We start from the raw sequence: 15,334 nt of genomic DNA, 5'->3' as shown, positions 1-15,334 counted from the left end.
TTTTATATTAAAAAGGCGAAGAAAAAACCGGCCACTGAAGAAGGGGCTTCAGACCCAATAATTTGGTGACACAGCCGTAGAGTTCCCTACATACCAGCGCCAAGGCAAATCCATTCCTTGAGAAATCCCGATCCGCGTAGTTTGCACAAAATTTATTGTACCCTCCTCCACAGCTTGCTGAAATTCCTCGCTCCGGTGTTCCAACCGCAGCGGTTGGTCTGCACCCAAGGGAAAACCGCTTAAAGTTCGATCGATATCCAGTACCTTACACAGTTTCCCAGGCCCGGCGGCGAGGCGCGATCGCTTCTTCTCAGGAATTGCAGCGAATTCTTTGGGAACCACATCTACCTGCAAAGCTCGAATCAGCACAGCACTAGCAACTCCCTCTGCATCCGTCACGACATTAAAACAGTGATACATCCCGTAGATTAAGTAAACGTAGCTCAGACCCGCAGGCCCGAACATCACCTCATTGCGAGAAGTGCGCTTTCGGTAAGCGTGACAAGCGGGATCTCCCGGGCCGTAAGCTTCGGTTTCGACAATAATTCCCCGAATCGTCTCGCCGTCAGGAAACTGCCGCACCAGAGTACAGCCCAGCAAATCTGGCGCTACGCTGGTAGATGGCCGCGCCAGCCAAAAAGATTCTACAATCTGAGTATTTGCACTCACTCAACAACAGCAGGTAAATTATGGACGTTAAGTTAGTTTTAGCAGTCTTGACAGCAGTTTTCACCGTTTGCTGTCTGTTCTTTGGTACAAAAAACGGATTCTACGATACTGACAAGTATCACGGTAACGGTTCTGCTCACTAATTTTAGGCGATTGTTAGTTGCTTAAAAAAACCGCCGCCTGTCAGTCAGGCGGCGTTTTTTTTTATGAACCACAGAGGCCACAGAGGACACAGAGAAAGAGAAAGAGAGAGCGGAAAGAATCAAAAGAAGTTGACAAATGATGACACAGCAGATTGCTGTATTTGCTGCAATTAAGGATGAATTTTGCCATCGGGCATTTTAGTTTATTGCAAGCTAGCATTTGAGAAGTCAGCGCATCCCATGAGGTTGAAACGCATTGTGGCTCCTCGATCCGTTGCTTTCATATTGAAACCAACTACTGCATTTTCTGGGTTATTCTGTTCTGGAACAGCGGTGACATTAAAATCCATATTTGCTTCTTTTTCATTAGCCTCAAGGTTGAAAGTGATGCCAGCACAGCCCAAATCAGCTCCCGTCAGGTTGGCTCTATTTAAGTTGGCATTTTTGAGGTTGGCATTGGTCAACTTGGCTCCTGATAAGTTAGCACCTTCTAGGTTAGCTCCCTGCAAGTTGACTCCTTGCAAGTCTAATCCTTGTAAGTTGGCATTGCTGAAATTGCATTCCGGACACTGTTTTGTTTGCAGCAATTCCTTGACTTGGTTTTGTTGCTGGGAAAATGTTAGATATTTTACCGCAGTAAATACAACTGCGATCGACAATCCAGCAGTAACTAAATTCTTTGATTTCATTAATATCCGACAAGCTTGGGCGGCTTTCTCTCGCTGTTAAGAGATTTCTCCAAGAGTGCGATCGACCTTTCCACAATTCCCCCAAAAAAATGCAGGCATCTCCCAGAAGCAGTTCACCCCCAGGGGGAACGCATCTTATTGAACACTGTTCATCAGTGGTGAGTATATTTGGAGATAAATTCACCATTTTTAGAAGCTACAGAGACGCTTTATAATGACTTTTTAGATAAAATAGGAACGGATTAATGGTGGTTTTGACTTAATGCTATTTTTGAGGAAATAAAAATATTACAATCACTGTTTACAAGTTGTATAATAGTTAGTCAGGAGTGATTTCTCAGAATTTAGTTAACTGCAACAGCGAGAACCTTAGTCAAATATTCATCATCCCACCCGGCTCAAAGTCGGTTATTTCTTGCTCCGGTTTTTGAGGGTTTTTGTTGATTCAAGAGATTAAGCTAAATGTGTCTAATTATAGTAAAGTTTTTCGGAGCCTTATCTTTTCTAATCCGACAAGTCTCCTCACAAAAACTCACATCTAATACCCAATCTAAAGAATTTTCAATTCCCCAATGGCTGCGGAATAATTCACCAAACTTTTGAGCATTATTTGGTAAAATACTAATATAATAACGAGGTAGAATAGTGTTTTTTTTATTCACTATTTCACGAATTGTATCAGACCTCTAGTATGAATTTTTTCCATTAACTGGATGTCAATCTGCTCTTTAATGTCACTTAAAATTAAGGAAATGCGAATTTCTTAGCGACCGTAATTGCTCTCTTTACTTGTCGAATAAGCTCTATGAAAAAATCTAAAAAATCCTTCTCTAATTGCTTGTTCAAACAACTCTTCTACTCTGGTCTACAGGGATGCTTGGTTCTTTTTTAAGGTGATTACACAATCTACTTATTGTTCTATAATTGACTTCACAATTGACCTCTGACCGCCCAGGGCATCAATGGTGAAAATGCTTTCATTTAATTCTAATAGTTTGAAAAAAGCCGGAATAGCTGTGATTTTATTAGAGCTTTTATCCACCTTAACTTGTCCTAAAACTAATCTTTGAATCGTCGCCCAAGCACTGACCATATGAATTGCTTTTTTATCTCCTCCCCGATTGTAAGAATGGCGAATAGTTCTGCCATCAATTGCGATTACTTCTCCTGGATGGAAGCAACTAATAGATTGAATCCAACTCAAAAAACATTTCTGAAATTGCTCCGGGTTGAGCCGAAAAAATACTCGTGCAATTGTGTCAGGTGAAGGTATGCCATTCGGCAATTCTAAAATTTTATTTAACCCTTCGTATTTAGCTCGCCCGTAACTTTCGATATCCACCCATGTATCAGCACCGCAAATGACGGCACAAATTGAGATGGTGATAAGGTCAATTAATTGATGATGTTTCGTCCGCTCAATTATGGGAGGTTGTCAGTCGGCAAAATGGTCGGCAATCGTGATTTTAGGTTTGAGTTTCATACAGGTAAACCCTAATTAAATGTTTTGTAGTTACTCAATAATTCTTCTCCAATATACCACATTCTGTTAACATGAAATTTAGATGCGTTCGCCCTGCCCTCTCAACAGAAATGGCAGCCACTGGCACATCTAGTTCGTCAAGGTGGACAATCGTGGTCTGCCGAAGTCGTGTGTTTTAAAACTAATCCTCTGTCTTGTACACTCAAGGCTCGTTGGGATATAGACTACAAAGACCCGTGGTTGATTCTGACAGACTTCAAACCGGAAGAAGCAAACATTCTTTGGTATGGACTACGTTCTTGTACCGAATGTGTTTACCGCGAGCTCAAATCAGATGGCCGGCAATGGCATCATACCCGTTTACTCTTACCACAACGAGCCGAACGAATGTGGTTAGTGCTGGCTGTTGCCACGAAAGTGGATGGTGATCCTGGGTGGCACTCACGAAAATCAATCACTGGGAGCATCTCAATGAAAGCAGCAAAGCTCGAAATTGGAATTAGGAGTCAGGAGTCAGGAGCCAGGAGAAAAGAGTCAGAAGGAAGAAGAAAGAAGTGTTTTTGCAAATATGAGATGCTCCCCAATCACTTGCCTCAAATTTTCAACAACTTCCCCCTGGACATATTGCTTTAAATCAGCCTCGGAGCCTCAAAAAACAGCGTCATTTGTCTTGTTTTCTTCTCGGCTTTGTGACTCTGATGGCTAATCTACTCAACAATCGAACGATACATCTTGAGCGTTGGATATCCTTCCCTCAAACTCCTGTGGATGCCTTTTATGCTTGTAACTCCTCCTCGTTGTAAAAAACCTACACCTGTCAGGAAGGGGAGAGGGGGAGAGGATTTGACGATTTTTGATCGGGACTCGAAATATACAATTTAAATGCACAACAGCTTAGGGGCACAACTGCGAGATAATATTCCCGGTATTGCCAGTCAAGGAATGCTTTCTACTTTTGCTAGTGGCGTGGACATTGGAGAAAGTCAACAGCAGTGGAGGAAGAAACTTGCCTCACAACCAATGATTACAAAAGGGAGTTTATCACAACTTTTACTCACCAAAAGACTCAAAATTATAGGAAAGTATTACAAAAAACCACCTTTTTCTGGCAAGACTTAGCGATTGTGATAAAATAGAAATCAAAGAAGGTGTGGGTTTGGTAGTTTTGAGAAAAGATGTAGATTTTGAAAAAGTCAACCCAGGGGAAGGTACTCAAATGGCTTGGAAATTGTTGCAGGAATATTTAAAATAAAAACTCCCACACTACCTTTTCCCCGCGATGAGACTGAAACTTTAATAGAGAGCTTCTTTACGATGTTGTCAAATACGAATTTCGATTACGACTCATTACTACAACGGGCGATCGCGATCGCAGCCAAAGCTCATGAGGGGCAGGTTGATAAGGCAGGCAATCCCTATCTCGATCATCCGCTCGCTGTGATGGAAAATGTAAATTCTCTAGAGCAGAAAATCGTTGCGGTTCTACACGATGCCGTCGAAGATTCGGAACTTACACTTGAGCAACTTAGAAGCGAAGGTTTTCCTGAAGTTATCGTCTCGGCGATCGCGGCGATTACCAAAATAGAAGGAGAAGCTTATGCAGCTTATTTAGAGCGTGTGATTGCCAACCCGATCGCCTTGCGAGTCAAAATCGCTGATGTTACTCATAATCTCGATCTGCGTCGCATCGCCCATCCGACAGAGGCAGATTTTCAACGCATTGCCAAATACAAAAAAGTCCTCAGTCAGTTGCGTGCCGCCCTAAAGTAATTATTAACCGCAGATATCCGCCTTCATCGTGGCACAGGCATCTTGCCTGTGCAATATCTAGGCATCTTGCCTGTGCAATATCTAGGCATCTTGCCTGTGCGATATCTAGGCATCTTACCTGGGCGATATCTGCGGTTAAAAAATCACCAAATCCTAAGCCATCACCATTCCCCCATCCACATTAAAAACCTGCCCCGTTATATAAGCCGCCGCCGCATCCGCCGCCAAAAACTTCACCATCCCGGCAACTTCCTCAACTTCCCCGTATCTACCCAGCGGAATATACTTCAAAATCTCATCAGACTTGACATCCTTAGTCATATCTGTAGTGATAAAACCCGGTGCAACTGCATTCACAGTAATCCCGCGACTGGCCAACTCTTTCGCCACAGTTTTAGTAAATCCAATTACCCCAGCCTTCGCCGCACTGTAATTAGCTTGTCCGGGATTGCCCATTTGCCCAGCAACCGAAGCAATATTAATAATTCGGCCGCTTCGCTGTTTCAGCATGATTTTACTGGCAGCTTTCGCACACAAAAACACGCCAGTTAAATTCAAATCAATTACCGCTTGCCAATCTTCCAACTTCATCCGCAGCAGCAAAGTATCGCGAGTAATGCCTGCATTGTTCACCAAAATGTCAATTCGTCCCCATTTTTCCATGACATTACTGGTGAGTAAATCTACTTGGTCAGTTTTCGAGACATCTGCTGCAAGTGCCACAGCTTCTCCTCCAGCAGCGACTATTTCTGCTACCACCTCATCAGCAGCCGCACTCGAACTCGCATAGTTGACGGCGACTTTAGCGCCCTCTGCCGCTAGGGTTAAAGCAACGGCGCGGCCGATTCCCCGCGACGCACCGGTCACGACAGCAACTTGACCCCGCAATCTCTGAAAAGTCTCTGGTAATAATTCCATAATTGTATCCTCGCAATCTACCAGAGAATTTTGCACTAAAATCGAGCCAGAACCCAAAAAATTATTTTGTCTTATGGCAGTTCAAAAACAGTTCAGCAGTTTTGAGGAGTTACTATCGGGCTCTGACTTGCCCGTGTTGGTGGATTTTTACGCTACTTGGTGCGGGCCTTGTCAGATGATGGCACCGATTTTGGAGCAAGTGAGTGGTCAGATGAAAGACAAGCTGATGGTTGTCAAAATTGACACCGATAAGTACGAACAGTTGGCGTCGCAGTATCACATTTATGCTTTGCCGACTTTGGTGTTGTTCAAAAATGGCGCTGAGGTCGATCGCATTGAGGGAGTTATGCAACCGGCGCAGTTGATCGATCGAGTGCAACCTTTCTTGTAACCGGAGCCCATTATCTCACACGTAGGGTGCGTCAGCCAATAGACATCTCCCAAAAAGATATTCAAGAACAGGCAGGATGCCTGTTCCACAACAATTATGGGAGATGTCTAATATCTGATTCATTATGAATAAGATAATCCTAGTTGACGCACCCTACTGATGAAGACTCCCAGCCACGCTATTATCAATCTGGCAATTCTTGGCAAACCGCAACTGCCGCAAGCTAATCTCATTATTGCGATCGGCGGAATCTTGCCCGATATCCCAATATTTTTATTTTACTTTTGGGCGAAATACATTGCTCGCTTGCCCGAAGCTACAATTTGGTCAAAAGCATATTATGAGCCTTTTGTGCAAAATTTTGTGGCTCTGTTTCATTCAATTCCCCTTGCGGTTATTGGCTGGCTAATTGCTTATTACTTTGGCTGGCAAAGTGTGCAAATTCTGTTTATCAGCATGATACTACACTCTCTGGGAGATTTGCCTGTCCACAATGACGACGCTCACCGACACTTTTTTCCGTTCAGCAATTACCGTTTTATCAGTCCGTTTTCTTATTGGGATAGAAAGCACTACGGTTCAATTGTTTCTGTGGTGGAAATGTTGTTAGTGCTGCTGTCAACTTACCGCGCTTTTGGTTTTGTTAATTCTTATGTTGGAAAAACGTTGTTGATTTTGGTGAATGCTTTTTACTTAATTGGATCGGTGTCTTTTTACGTCCGTTCTTTAGTTTCTCGTTCTTAATTATTCTGCTGCAATTGCTCTTTCACCTGATTGTCGAGATTGTTTTGGCGGAATTGTGCGATCGTCCTTAAGGCATTATCATCGAAGCTGAGCCACCCTGCGACTACTTCTTCAAATTTAAAATTCACCCTCCCTAATCTCACCACGCCAGTGTGAAATAGCACTGGTTGGACCCTGGATAAATTCTCCATCTGTCCAAGTAGTCTGGTAAAAGAATACATCTCCTTGGAGACCACCAGAAAGACAATTTTTAGCTCCCGAAAAGTTGCTTCCTATGAATTGAGAATAACTCATGTCAACTCCTGATAAATTAGCCTCTCTCAAATCGCAATTAAAAAACCAGACACCCAACCAATCTTCATCCCGACTAAATCGAGCATTTCTGAAATCAGAAAATATAGCTACTCCCAAGCCAACATTTTCCAAACAAGCACAACTAAAGTTGACATAGCTTAAGCGAGAACGACTCAGGTCAATATCACGCAAGTCAGCACCGCTCAAATCTACACGATGCAATATTTTATCCTGAAAATTTCGCTCGCCCTCGCCATAGCGCCGGAGCAATTCTTCAGCAGACAACGTTCTGTTTAAATCGTTTTGAATCCTGCCGTCAGGCAGAGTCACTTGATGAAAAATAGTCTGCTCTGTGGTTTTAATATCAGTCAAATTGGCATCAGTCAAATTAGTGTCAATCAGCACAGCACCCGTCAAGTCTGCACCCGTCAAGTCTGCACCTGTTAAGTCTGCACCCGTCAAGTCAACATTAACCAATTTAGCATTCCTGAGATTGGCATTGCTCAAGTTAGCTTTAATCAGTAAGGATTGATCCAGCCATACTCTTTCTAAGTTAGCATGACTCAAGTTAGAATTAATTAAATTAGCCCCCCCCAAACTAGCGTCTTCCAGATTAGCACCGCTCAAGTTGATATCAACCAGGAAAAAATCGGATAGATCAAAATTTTTCTGAGCGAGACCAGGAAAATTTCTCTCTCCAGCTATATACCGTGTCTGTACTTCTTGCAGGTCGTAGATTCTCGTTGACTCTTTTTCGTCCACCACTGTTTTTTTTCAGAGGAAATATTAGTTAATTTTAGCAGAACTATTATGAAATAAGTTCGGACATATCTAAATATTCAACACATTACAGTTCCTTTAACAGTAAGGTGCGTCAGTCAATATCTGATTGCTTGTGGATGGAATTCGGGTAGCTGACGCACCCTACCAATTACCAATTACCTATTCCCAATTACCTATTCCCAATTACCATATTGTTAACTACGCCGAATATTAAAACAACACCAATCTTGGCGCTTCCACAGAGTAGCGACAATCCAGCCATGCTGTTCGAGAGTGTCAGCAATTGGCTTAGCTTGTTCGAGCAAAATGCCGCTGAGCACGCCCCAAGTAGTGGGTTTGCTAATTGCAGTGAAGTGCGGGATTAAATCAATGATTACTTCTGCTAAAATGTTGCAGATCAAACCGTCGATCGGCTCATCTACCATTTCTTTCAAACGATCGATACTTCCGAGCTCTGCAACCAACTGCTGAGAATTAACGCGGTTGAGTAGTCTGTTGCTAATGGTCGATCGCACTGCCAAAGGATCAGTATCCAAAGCATAAACTTTTGTAGCGCCCAACAACACCGCGCCGATCGACAAAATACCCGATCCGCAGCCGATATCAGCAACGATGCACTCTTTGTCATCAAAACCGAGACGCATTTCCAGCGACTCCAGACAAAGTTGAGTAGTAGCGTGAGCACCAGTACCGAAAGCCACACCCGGATCTAAACGCAAAATGACGCGATCGGTATCAGTCGGTGGGGGCAGCCAAGCCGGATTAATTAAAAAGCGATCGCCCACTTCTTGAGGCTGCCAGTGCTCCTTCCAAGTGCTGCCCCAGTCTTCATCTTCAATCAAATCCCACTGCATCGCAGGTAGGGGCAAACCTGCACACAGAGCATCTTGGCGCAGCCACAGAGACAGAGCGGCCAAATCCAGCAATCCTGCCTGTTCTTCGGGCAAATAAGCCGACATCAGACAGGAATTGCTTTTGAGCTCCGTAGCAGTTCCCCGACAGTTAAATCGTTCCAGACGCCAAAAGATGATATCTTCCAGCGCCGGATCGCAAAGAATTCTAATTTCCCACCAGCTATGTGCCATAACGATTTTAGATTTTAGATTTTAGATTTTAGATTGGCCCAGGGGAACTGGAGACTGGGAACTGGGGAGTGAGGAAGGAGGATTGGCTAATAGAAAAATTCCCGCTTTCAGGCCAATGACCAATAACCAATTACCCATTACCAATTATCAGCCCTGGCATCCAAAATCTAAACTCCTAAATCCGTCAAAGATTTACCGTGTAAGCATCCCGAATTCCCGGAACTTTTAGGATCTCAGCCAGTATCCCTTCTGGTAGAGGGTCATCGAGGCTCAAAACCATCACCGCATCGCCTCGCACGATTTTACGACCTACCTGCATACTGGCAATATTGACATTAAAACTGCCCAATTGGGAACCAATTTTGCCAATAATCCCCGGCATATCGCGGTGCAGGGTAAACAGCATATGGTGAGTGGGGGAAACGTTGACCGGGAAATCGTCAACGCTGGTAATCCGAATTTCGCTTTCGCCGAGCACTGCACCCGTGACGGTGTGTTCGCCGAGAGTTCCCTTGGCCGAGAGGTGCAGGGAGCCGGTGTAGTCGCGAATTGAGGCGTCTCTGGTTTCGACGACGCGAATTCCGCGTTCTTTGGCTTCAATGCTGGCGTTGACGTAGTTAACGCGCTCTCGCAGGGCTTGGGAGAGCAGGCCTTTGAGGGCGGCCACGACTACGGGCTGGCTTTGGTTGCTGGCCAATTCGCCTTGCAGTTGAACGTTGAGATAATCGACTCGGCCTCCGGCTAGCTGGCTGACGAGGTTGCCTAGGGTTTCGGCGAGTTGCAGGTAGGGTTTGAGTTTTTCGATCGAGTCTGGGTAAATTCCTGGTATGTTAACAGCCGATCGCGCGGGCAGCCCCAACAGCACGTCGCGAATTTGTTCAGCAACATCGATCGCCACATTTACCTGAGCTTCCGCTGTCGATGCTCCCAAGTGGGGCGTCAGCACGATGTTCTGGCCCACACTCCGCAGCGGGGAATCAGCTTCCAGCGGTTCGTGTTCGTAAACGTCCAAAGCTGCGCCGGCGATCTTGCCTTCTTTGATGGCTTCTGCGAGGGCTGCTTCGTCGATGATGCCGCCTCTGGCGCAGTTTATGATGCGGGCCGTGGGCTTCATTTTCGACAGCACTTCAGCGTTAATTAAGTGCAGGGTTTCCGGCGTTTTGGGGATGTGCAGGGTGATGTAGTCAGATTCGCGCATTAGCAGTTCGAGTTCTACCAAGCGGCAGCCCAACTGATCGGCTCTTTCGGTCGAAATGAAGGGATCGTAGGCCAGCAGTTTCATGCCCATTGCTTTGGCTGCGGCGGCGAGGTGGGAGCCGATTTTGCCCAAACCGACGATGCCGAGGGTTTTTTTGTAAACTTCTACGCCGAGAAAGCGGTTGCGTTCCCATTTACCCGCTTTGACGGATTCGTTAGCTTCCGGGATGTGGCGGGACATCGATAGCATCATGGCGAGGGCGTGTTCGGCGGCGGCGATCGTGTTGCCTTCGGGGGAATTGACGACTACAATTCCTTTGCGGGTAGCGGCGGGTACATCGACATTATCTACGCCGACGCCGGCTCGGCCGATAATTTTAAGTGAATTCCCGGCTTCTATGATTTCTTTGGTAACTTGGGTGCCAGAACGGATCATTAAAGCGTCGTAATCTGGAATAATTCGTACCAGTTCTTCGGCTGAGAGTCCTGTGTTTACGTCAACTTGCGCGACTTGGGAGAGGATGTCAATTCCGGCTTGGTCGATCGGATCGGATACTAGAACTTTAGGCATAGCAAGCAATTGAGTGGAATTAGTAAAAATAGGCAAGCGCGTTGGCGAGCACAAAGTTGAGGCTTAAACCAGGGGCAGTATCTAACAGCTCAGCTCAAGCTTGCGTTTGTGCAGTTTGAATTGTATCTGCATTCGGTCTTGACCGACCGTTTTTGCTTGAAATATTTTAGGTTTCGGGGCGATCGGACTCTCGGACGGTCTGGCAATCCCCCAAGTGCTTAGCTAGTATGTCTTTTCGGTCTATAATAGACTTTGGCTATTTCAGCCTAACTATCAGGAATTATTCTCAATGAATTATCTTATCGCCGTACTGCCCGATCGAATGCAAGCCGAAGCTGCCTACTGTGCTCTGGAAAAAGAAGGCTTGCCTATGAAGCAAGTGAGTATTTTGGGCCGCGGCTACAAAACTGCTGATGAATTTGGCTTAATCGACCCGAACCAGCAAGCGAAGAAACAAGCTAAACTCATGGCTATTTGGCTGATTCCCTTTGGCTTTATTGCTGGGGTTACTTTCAGCTTGATTACTCAGTTGAAGACTTTTGCCTGGGCGGGGGAAATTGGCGATCACGCGATCGGTGGTGTACTCGGTGCGATCGCCGCTGCGATGGGCAGTGTTTTTGTTGGAGGCGCGGGCGGCATGGCTTTTGGCAGCGGCGATGCTTTGCCCTACCGCAACCGTTTGAATGCGGGTAAATTTTTGATTGCGGTTAAGGGTACTGATGATTTGACTGGGAAAGCTGCGAAGATTTTGCAGCAGTTTGAACCGGAAAATATCCAAGGTTATACAGAGACTTAGTTATTTGTTTGTTAACAGATACATTTAACCCGGCAATTCCCGGAAGTCCGGGATTGCTGAGTATGGTAGGACTTGGAAATCAGCAAGAATTCCAGTCAAAGAGGTATCTCTCAAAGCTTTTAACAAAATATTAAAAGCGCCATTGGCGTCCCGATCTAGTTTGTGACCGCAGGAGGGGCAAGCAAAATGCTTGCTACCTCCTAATTTTGTATGAATGTGACCGCATTTTGAACAGGTCTTAGATGTGTACTCTTCTGTTACGTCTACTACAACACAGCCGTGTTTAGCTGCTTGATGCTTCAACGTTTTTTTGAACTTGTAATGCGAGAGTGTAACCATCGCTCTCGCTGTTTTGGTGGCAAGGCGACGCTTACCTTTCTTTACCATTTGCTGTGTCTCGAAAGTGGGAAGAAAGATTGCCTGATACTTGTCGCACAAGTATTTTGCCGTTTTTTTGTGGAGTTCAGAAACTAAATTTTTGATTTTGATTCTGATCTTAGATGCAGCTTTTCTCAATCGATACCGAAGTCGCTTAAAACTCCTACCCTTATTTTGACCGATTCGACTCATCAATTTATCTAAATGGCTGGCAAGGCGGTAAATGCGGCCAATATCGTATTTGCCTATTTCTAAAACTTCTTGTCCGTCAAACCCAGTCATGAAAGTTCTCACTCCAGGGTCAAGCGCTACAGCTAACTTTGAGTCGGTAGCGACAGGCTTAGTTTCATCAACCGCATAACTGATGAACCACTGACCGTTAATGAGACTGAGGCTCGGTTCATGCTGCATAACTTCCAGTATTGGTTCTGCCGACTTAAAACTTAAACTTTTGGTTGCTTGGGGATAGAATATACAGGATTTCCAGTTATCGACTTGGAACCTAATCGTTTGAGAAGTATCGCGACACGTTCTAAATTTGGCTAAGCCTCCCGACTTCTTTGCGGCTTTATAAGCTTCAAACGCTTGAAAAATTGCTAACTGCCTGGGATTGTAAGGTTGTTGTTTTACCCAGTCCGGTGCGCCATCCATAATCTGCTTTCGCAGATCGTATTTACCGATTCTTTGGGTTTTTAGAATAGCAATCGCTTGGTTGTAGCACCACCGACTAGCAGCTATCCAAGTTCTCCAAGTTGCTGCTAATTTCGTTTCCGGGTAAACTCGGATCTTCTTTGATAGTAGATTTGTATTTTCCGAGTCCGTAGAGCCGACAACTGAATACGTGGATGATGGCAAGGATATCTTCAACCATTTCTCTTTCTGGAGATAACTCTGTTCGACCGAGAACCACGAGTTTGCAATCGTTTTGCTCGCATACCCATCTGATGAGGTCACAACCAAACCTTGCGAGTCGGTCTTGGTGGCAGACCACAATTTGGCTGACAGTTCCTGACATGACTTGTCCCAAAAGGGCAAGAAGACTTTTTCTTTTAAAATTGAGTCCTCCGCCGATATCTTTGAAGACTTGGCCTTGCGGGTAGATTCCTTGGAGGTAGCTAATTTGTCGGTTGAGGTCTTCTTTTTGTTTGGCGCTGCTAACTCGACAGTAGAGGGCGGTAATTCTTGGTTCGAGTCCGTCACTGAACACTGAGTCAATGTCGTAACGCCGCTGGTTAGTAGGAGTTCTAATTGTCTTGATTTTTCCCGCTTCGTCCCAGTTTCTAAGGGTTTTTTCGGAAACCGAGAGGAGTTTGCAGGCTTCTCTGGGGGTGACTCAAGCGAGTCATGCTGTTTGTTTTTTGCTTGCATCTCCTATGTTATCCTGTTTTACAAGGTTATTCCGGGAATTTACTAGAAATAATTTACTTTGTCGCAGCAGTTGACTGTTGACTGTTGACATTCAACTCGTGTAATATTTGGAGGCAGTTATGGAATCACAAACTATCCCCCTACATTCTCCCCTAGAATTAACGCTGGAATTAACCGACGAGCAGTTTTTTCAGTTGTGTATTGACAACCGGGATTTGAGATTTGAGCGGACTGCTAGTGGAGGATTGATTATTAGAGACTGTTGGCGAATGAATAAAGGGCTTCACCCCTCACCCCTAAAAATATAGCAATCCTAAATGATTATACTCGTTACCAGGCTCTTCCTGGTAACGCATATCCGGAGGCTCTGCCTCCATAGTCTGGGCCGAGGCAGAGCCTCGCTTACATCGGTTCCCAGGCAAAGCTTGGAAGTTAACCAGTTATTGAAACTGATGCGAGGATTGCTATAGTGGTTCTAGACTAAATGTCTAATTGACCATATAGCCATTAACTACCAATAGTGAACGGAAATACTGCCTCCCAGAGGTGATGGCTAACACCCCCAGCGAATTCGCCCACAGTCTCTTTCAACCGCCGTCTTATCTTTTCCCGCTAATTGATGGTATAACCTATGAAAATCCTCCACGGGACTTGGATTCCTCAAACAGAAGAGAGTTTTGTTCAAGGTGGAACTTTTTGTCTTTGGGTTGAAACCACTCAAAAGAAAAAACAGCCTGCTAAGGTTCATCCCCGACAATTGGAGACGGCACAGTTAAGAGAGTTTCTAACGAAAGAAGCCGGGATTCAACTGTCAGCAGTCAGCAATACAAGTGCGATGGGGCGAGAATACGCGATCGTCCCTCGGTATTTTTTACTGCCCACTGCTGACAACCAGCCGTTGCCCTCTTTAGAGTTAGCGCGATATTTAGAGAGTAGCACCAATCCGTAGTATTTCGGAGTAATCCGAGGTATTACAGCTACTCCAGACCACTCAATCATAGTAATCGTTATCTCTAAGCGTTTAAGTTCACACCTTGGGATTCGCTAGTTCCAAGCTCTGTAAGCAGATTGTTAAACATCCGAGATTGGCTAGAGGAAGTGCAATCTGCATAGTACCGAGAAGATAACAGGGTTGAAGCAAACTTTACTTTTAGGAAGCAACGCCAAAATGTTGAAACCCAATTTCGTTTTTGTAATTGATGCCAACAAGAAACCGCTGACACCATGTAAGCCTTCTATGGCGAGACGTTTATTATCGATGGGTAGAGCGTCTGTTTTTAGAAGATATCCGTTCAGCATCATTCTCAAAAAAGAGGTTGCAGATATTCCTGAACCCGTCACGATCAAACTAGACCCCGGTTCTAAAACCACAGGGATTGCTCTTGTTCAAAACGGCAAAGTAATCTTTGGCGCTGAGTTAACTCATCGCGGTCAAGCCATCAAAGCATCTTTAGAATCCCGTCGTTCTCTACGTCGGGGGAGGCGTTCTCGTCACACTCGCTATCGGCAAGCACGGTTTCTCAATCGCACCCGCCCTTCAGGTTGGTTGCCTCCAAGTTGGCGGCATCGCGTAGAAACTACTTTGACATGGGTGAATAAATTAATCAAATTTGCACCCATCAGTGAGATCGTTCAGGAGCTTGTCAGATTTGATTTGCAACAACTTGAAAACCCAGAAATCTCAGGCATTGAGTATCAGCAAGGCATTTTATGTGGCTACGAGATCCGCGAATATTTACTGAATAAGTGGGATAGAAAGTGCGCTTACTGTGACGTGACTGACACACCATTGCAAGTCGAACACATCCAGCCCAAAGCAAAAGGTGGCACAAATCGGATCTCTAATCTGTGCCTTGCTTGCGAGAAATGCAATCTCAAAAAAGGGACTCAGGAGACCCGCGTTTTCTTAGCCAAAAAGCCAGATGTTCTGCGATCGGTTCTAGCTCAAGCAAAACGCCCATTAAAAGACGCGGCGGCTGTCAACTCAACCCGATGGGCATTGTTCAACCGACTCAAAGAAGCGGGTATTCCTGTCTCCACAGGTTCGGGTGGTCT

The 15,334-nt window shown here is 45.1% G+C and carries 17 protein-coding genes and 3 pseudogenes; 10 read left to right on the top strand and 10 right to left on the bottom strand.

All coding sequences use genetic code 11. The features are described 5' to 3' along the window. Positions 1-48: 48 nt before the first annotated feature. Positions 49-669 carry a DNA-3-methyladenine glycosylase gene (locus tag QUB04_RS01420; RefSeq protein WP_333280217.1) on the bottom strand — a complete coding sequence of 207 codons (621 nt, stop codon included), beginning with the start codon at positions 667-669 and terminating at the stop codon, positions 49-51. 20 nt (positions 670-689) lie between these two features. Between QUB04_RS01420 and QUB04_RS01415 the strand changes: the two genes are divergently transcribed. Further along, on the top strand, positions 690-812 hold the full coding sequence (locus tag QUB04_RS01415) for a hypothetical protein (RefSeq protein ID WP_006633228.1): 123 nt from the start codon (positions 690-692) through the stop codon (positions 810-812). A gap of 203 nt (positions 813-1,015) precedes the next feature. On the opposite strand, the gene QUB04_RS01410 is transcribed toward QUB04_RS01415, so the two are convergent. Both QUB04_RS01410 and QUB04_RS01405 read right to left on the bottom strand, forming a co-directional pair. After that, on the bottom strand, positions 1,016-1,501 hold the full coding sequence (locus tag QUB04_RS01410; RefSeq protein ID WP_333280215.1) for a pentapeptide repeat-containing protein: 486 nt from the start codon (positions 1,499-1,501) through the stop codon (positions 1,016-1,018). A gap of 398 nt (positions 1,502-1,899) precedes the next feature. Next, positions 1,900-2,927 (bottom strand): annotated as a pseudogene (locus QUB04_RS01405) (ISAs1 family transposase). Between the two features lie 528 nt (positions 2,928-3,455). Here QUB04_RS01405 and QUB04_RS01400 point away from each other — a divergent pair. The 3 genes from QUB04_RS01400 to QUB04_RS01390 all read left to right on the top strand — a co-directional run bounded on the left by QUB04_RS01400 (position 3,456) and on the right by QUB04_RS01390 (position 4,754). Further along, on the top strand, positions 3,456-3,617 hold the full coding sequence (locus QUB04_RS01400) for a hypothetical protein (RefSeq protein WP_333280213.1): 162 nt from the start codon (positions 3,456-3,458) through the stop codon (positions 3,615-3,617). A 249-nt stretch (positions 3,618-3,866) separates the two neighbouring features. Further along, complete coding sequence (locus tag QUB04_RS01395; protein ID WP_333280211.1) at positions 3,867-4,103, top strand: hypothetical protein; 237 nt, start codon at positions 3,867-3,869, stop codon at positions 4,101-4,103. A 102-nt stretch (positions 4,104-4,205) separates the two neighbouring features. Then, on the top strand, positions 4,206-4,754 hold the full coding sequence (locus QUB04_RS01390; RefSeq protein ID WP_333280209.1) for an HD domain-containing protein: 549 nt from the start codon (positions 4,206-4,208) through the stop codon (positions 4,752-4,754). A gap of 153 nt (positions 4,755-4,907) precedes the next feature. Here the strand turns inward: QUB04_RS01390 and fabG are convergent, their stop codons facing one another. Continuing rightward, on the bottom strand, positions 4,908-5,672 hold the full coding sequence (gene fabG, locus QUB04_RS01385; protein ID WP_006634175.1) for a 3-oxoacyl-[acyl-carrier-protein] reductase: 765 nt from the start codon (positions 5,670-5,672) through the stop codon (positions 4,908-4,910). Positions 5,673-5,745: 73 nt separating this feature from the next. Between fabG and trxA the strand changes: the two genes are divergently transcribed. Together trxA and QUB04_RS01375 are read left to right on the top strand one after the other, a co-directional pair. Continuing rightward, positions 5,746-6,063, top strand: a complete 318-nt coding sequence (gene trxA / locus QUB04_RS01380) for a thioredoxin (protein WP_333105192.1) — start codon at positions 5,746-5,748, stop codon at positions 6,061-6,063. 159 nt (positions 6,064-6,222) lie between these two features. Further along, complete coding sequence (locus QUB04_RS01375; RefSeq protein ID WP_333280207.1) at positions 6,223-6,807, top strand: hypothetical protein; 585 nt, start codon at positions 6,223-6,225, stop codon at positions 6,805-6,807. Here the strand turns inward: QUB04_RS01375 and QUB04_RS01370 are convergent. From QUB04_RS01370 to serA, 4 genes are all read right to left on the bottom strand, one after another. Then, a complete protein-coding gene (locus tag QUB04_RS01370) occupies positions 6,804-6,935 on the bottom strand; it encodes a hypothetical protein (RefSeq protein WP_333280205.1) in 132 nt (43 codons plus the stop codon). The two genes, QUB04_RS01375 and QUB04_RS01370, sit on opposite strands and share 4 nt — an antisense overlap. Then, positions 6,925-7,866 (bottom strand): pentapeptide repeat-containing protein, encoded by a 942-nt coding sequence (locus QUB04_RS01365; protein ID WP_333280203.1) that lies wholly within the window; start codon positions 7,864-7,866, stop codon positions 6,925-6,927. The genes QUB04_RS01370 and QUB04_RS01365 overlap by 11 nt, the downstream gene beginning before the upstream one ends. Positions 7,867-8,078: 212 nt before the next feature. Continuing rightward, on the bottom strand, positions 8,079-8,969 hold the full coding sequence (prmA, locus tag QUB04_RS01360; RefSeq protein ID WP_333280201.1) for a 50S ribosomal protein L11 methyltransferase: 891 nt from the start codon (positions 8,967-8,969) through the stop codon (positions 8,079-8,081). A 184-nt stretch (positions 8,970-9,153) separates the two neighbouring features. After that, on the bottom strand, positions 9,154-10,737 hold the full coding sequence (gene serA / locus QUB04_RS01355; protein WP_333280199.1) for a phosphoglycerate dehydrogenase: 1,584 nt from the start codon (positions 10,735-10,737) through the stop codon (positions 9,154-9,156). A gap of 289 nt (positions 10,738-11,026) precedes the next feature. Here serA and QUB04_RS01350 point away from each other — a divergent pair, with 289 nt between their 5' ends. Then, positions 11,027-11,533 carry a hypothetical protein gene (locus QUB04_RS01350; RefSeq protein WP_333243511.1) on the top strand — a complete coding sequence of 169 codons (507 nt, stop codon included), beginning with the start codon at positions 11,027-11,029 and terminating at the stop codon, positions 11,531-11,533. Positions 11,534-11,557: 24 nt separating this feature from the next. On the opposite strand, the gene QUB04_RS01345 is transcribed toward QUB04_RS01350, so the two are convergent. Then, positions 11,558-12,697, bottom strand: a complete 1,140-nt coding sequence (locus QUB04_RS01345) for a transposase (RefSeq protein WP_333243522.1) — start codon at positions 12,695-12,697, stop codon at positions 11,558-11,560. Then, positions 12,639-13,244: pseudogene (locus QUB04_RS01340) on the bottom strand (IS607 family transposase); the annotation flags it as partial. The pseudogene QUB04_RS01340 and the gene QUB04_RS01345, both read right to left, overlap by 59 nt. Before the next feature lie 154 nt (positions 13,245-13,398). Here QUB04_RS01340 and QUB04_RS01335 point away from each other — a divergent pair. The 3 genes and pseudogenes from QUB04_RS01335 to iscB form a co-directional block, all read left to right on the top strand. Further along, a pseudogene (locus tag QUB04_RS01335) lies at positions 13,399-13,533 on the top strand (Uma2 family endonuclease); the annotation flags it as partial. A gap of 377 nt (positions 13,534-13,910) precedes the next feature. Then, positions 13,911-14,228 carry a hypothetical protein gene (locus QUB04_RS01330; RefSeq protein ID WP_333280197.1) on the top strand — a complete coding sequence of 106 codons (318 nt, stop codon included), beginning with the start codon at positions 13,911-13,913 and terminating at the stop codon, positions 14,226-14,228. Between the two features lie 219 nt (positions 14,229-14,447). Further along, positions 14,448-15,334 (top strand): RNA-guided endonuclease IscB (iscB, locus tag QUB04_RS01325; RefSeq protein WP_333280516.1); only part of this gene is annotated, 887 nt, incomplete at its 3' end.

The sequence above is a fragment of the Microcoleus sp. D2_18a_B4 genome, from assembly GCF_036702475.1.
Lineage (GTDB): Bacteria > Cyanobacteriota > Cyanobacteriia > Cyanobacteriales > Microcoleaceae > Microcoleus.
This window is presented reverse-complemented; position numbering and strand designations above follow the sequence as displayed.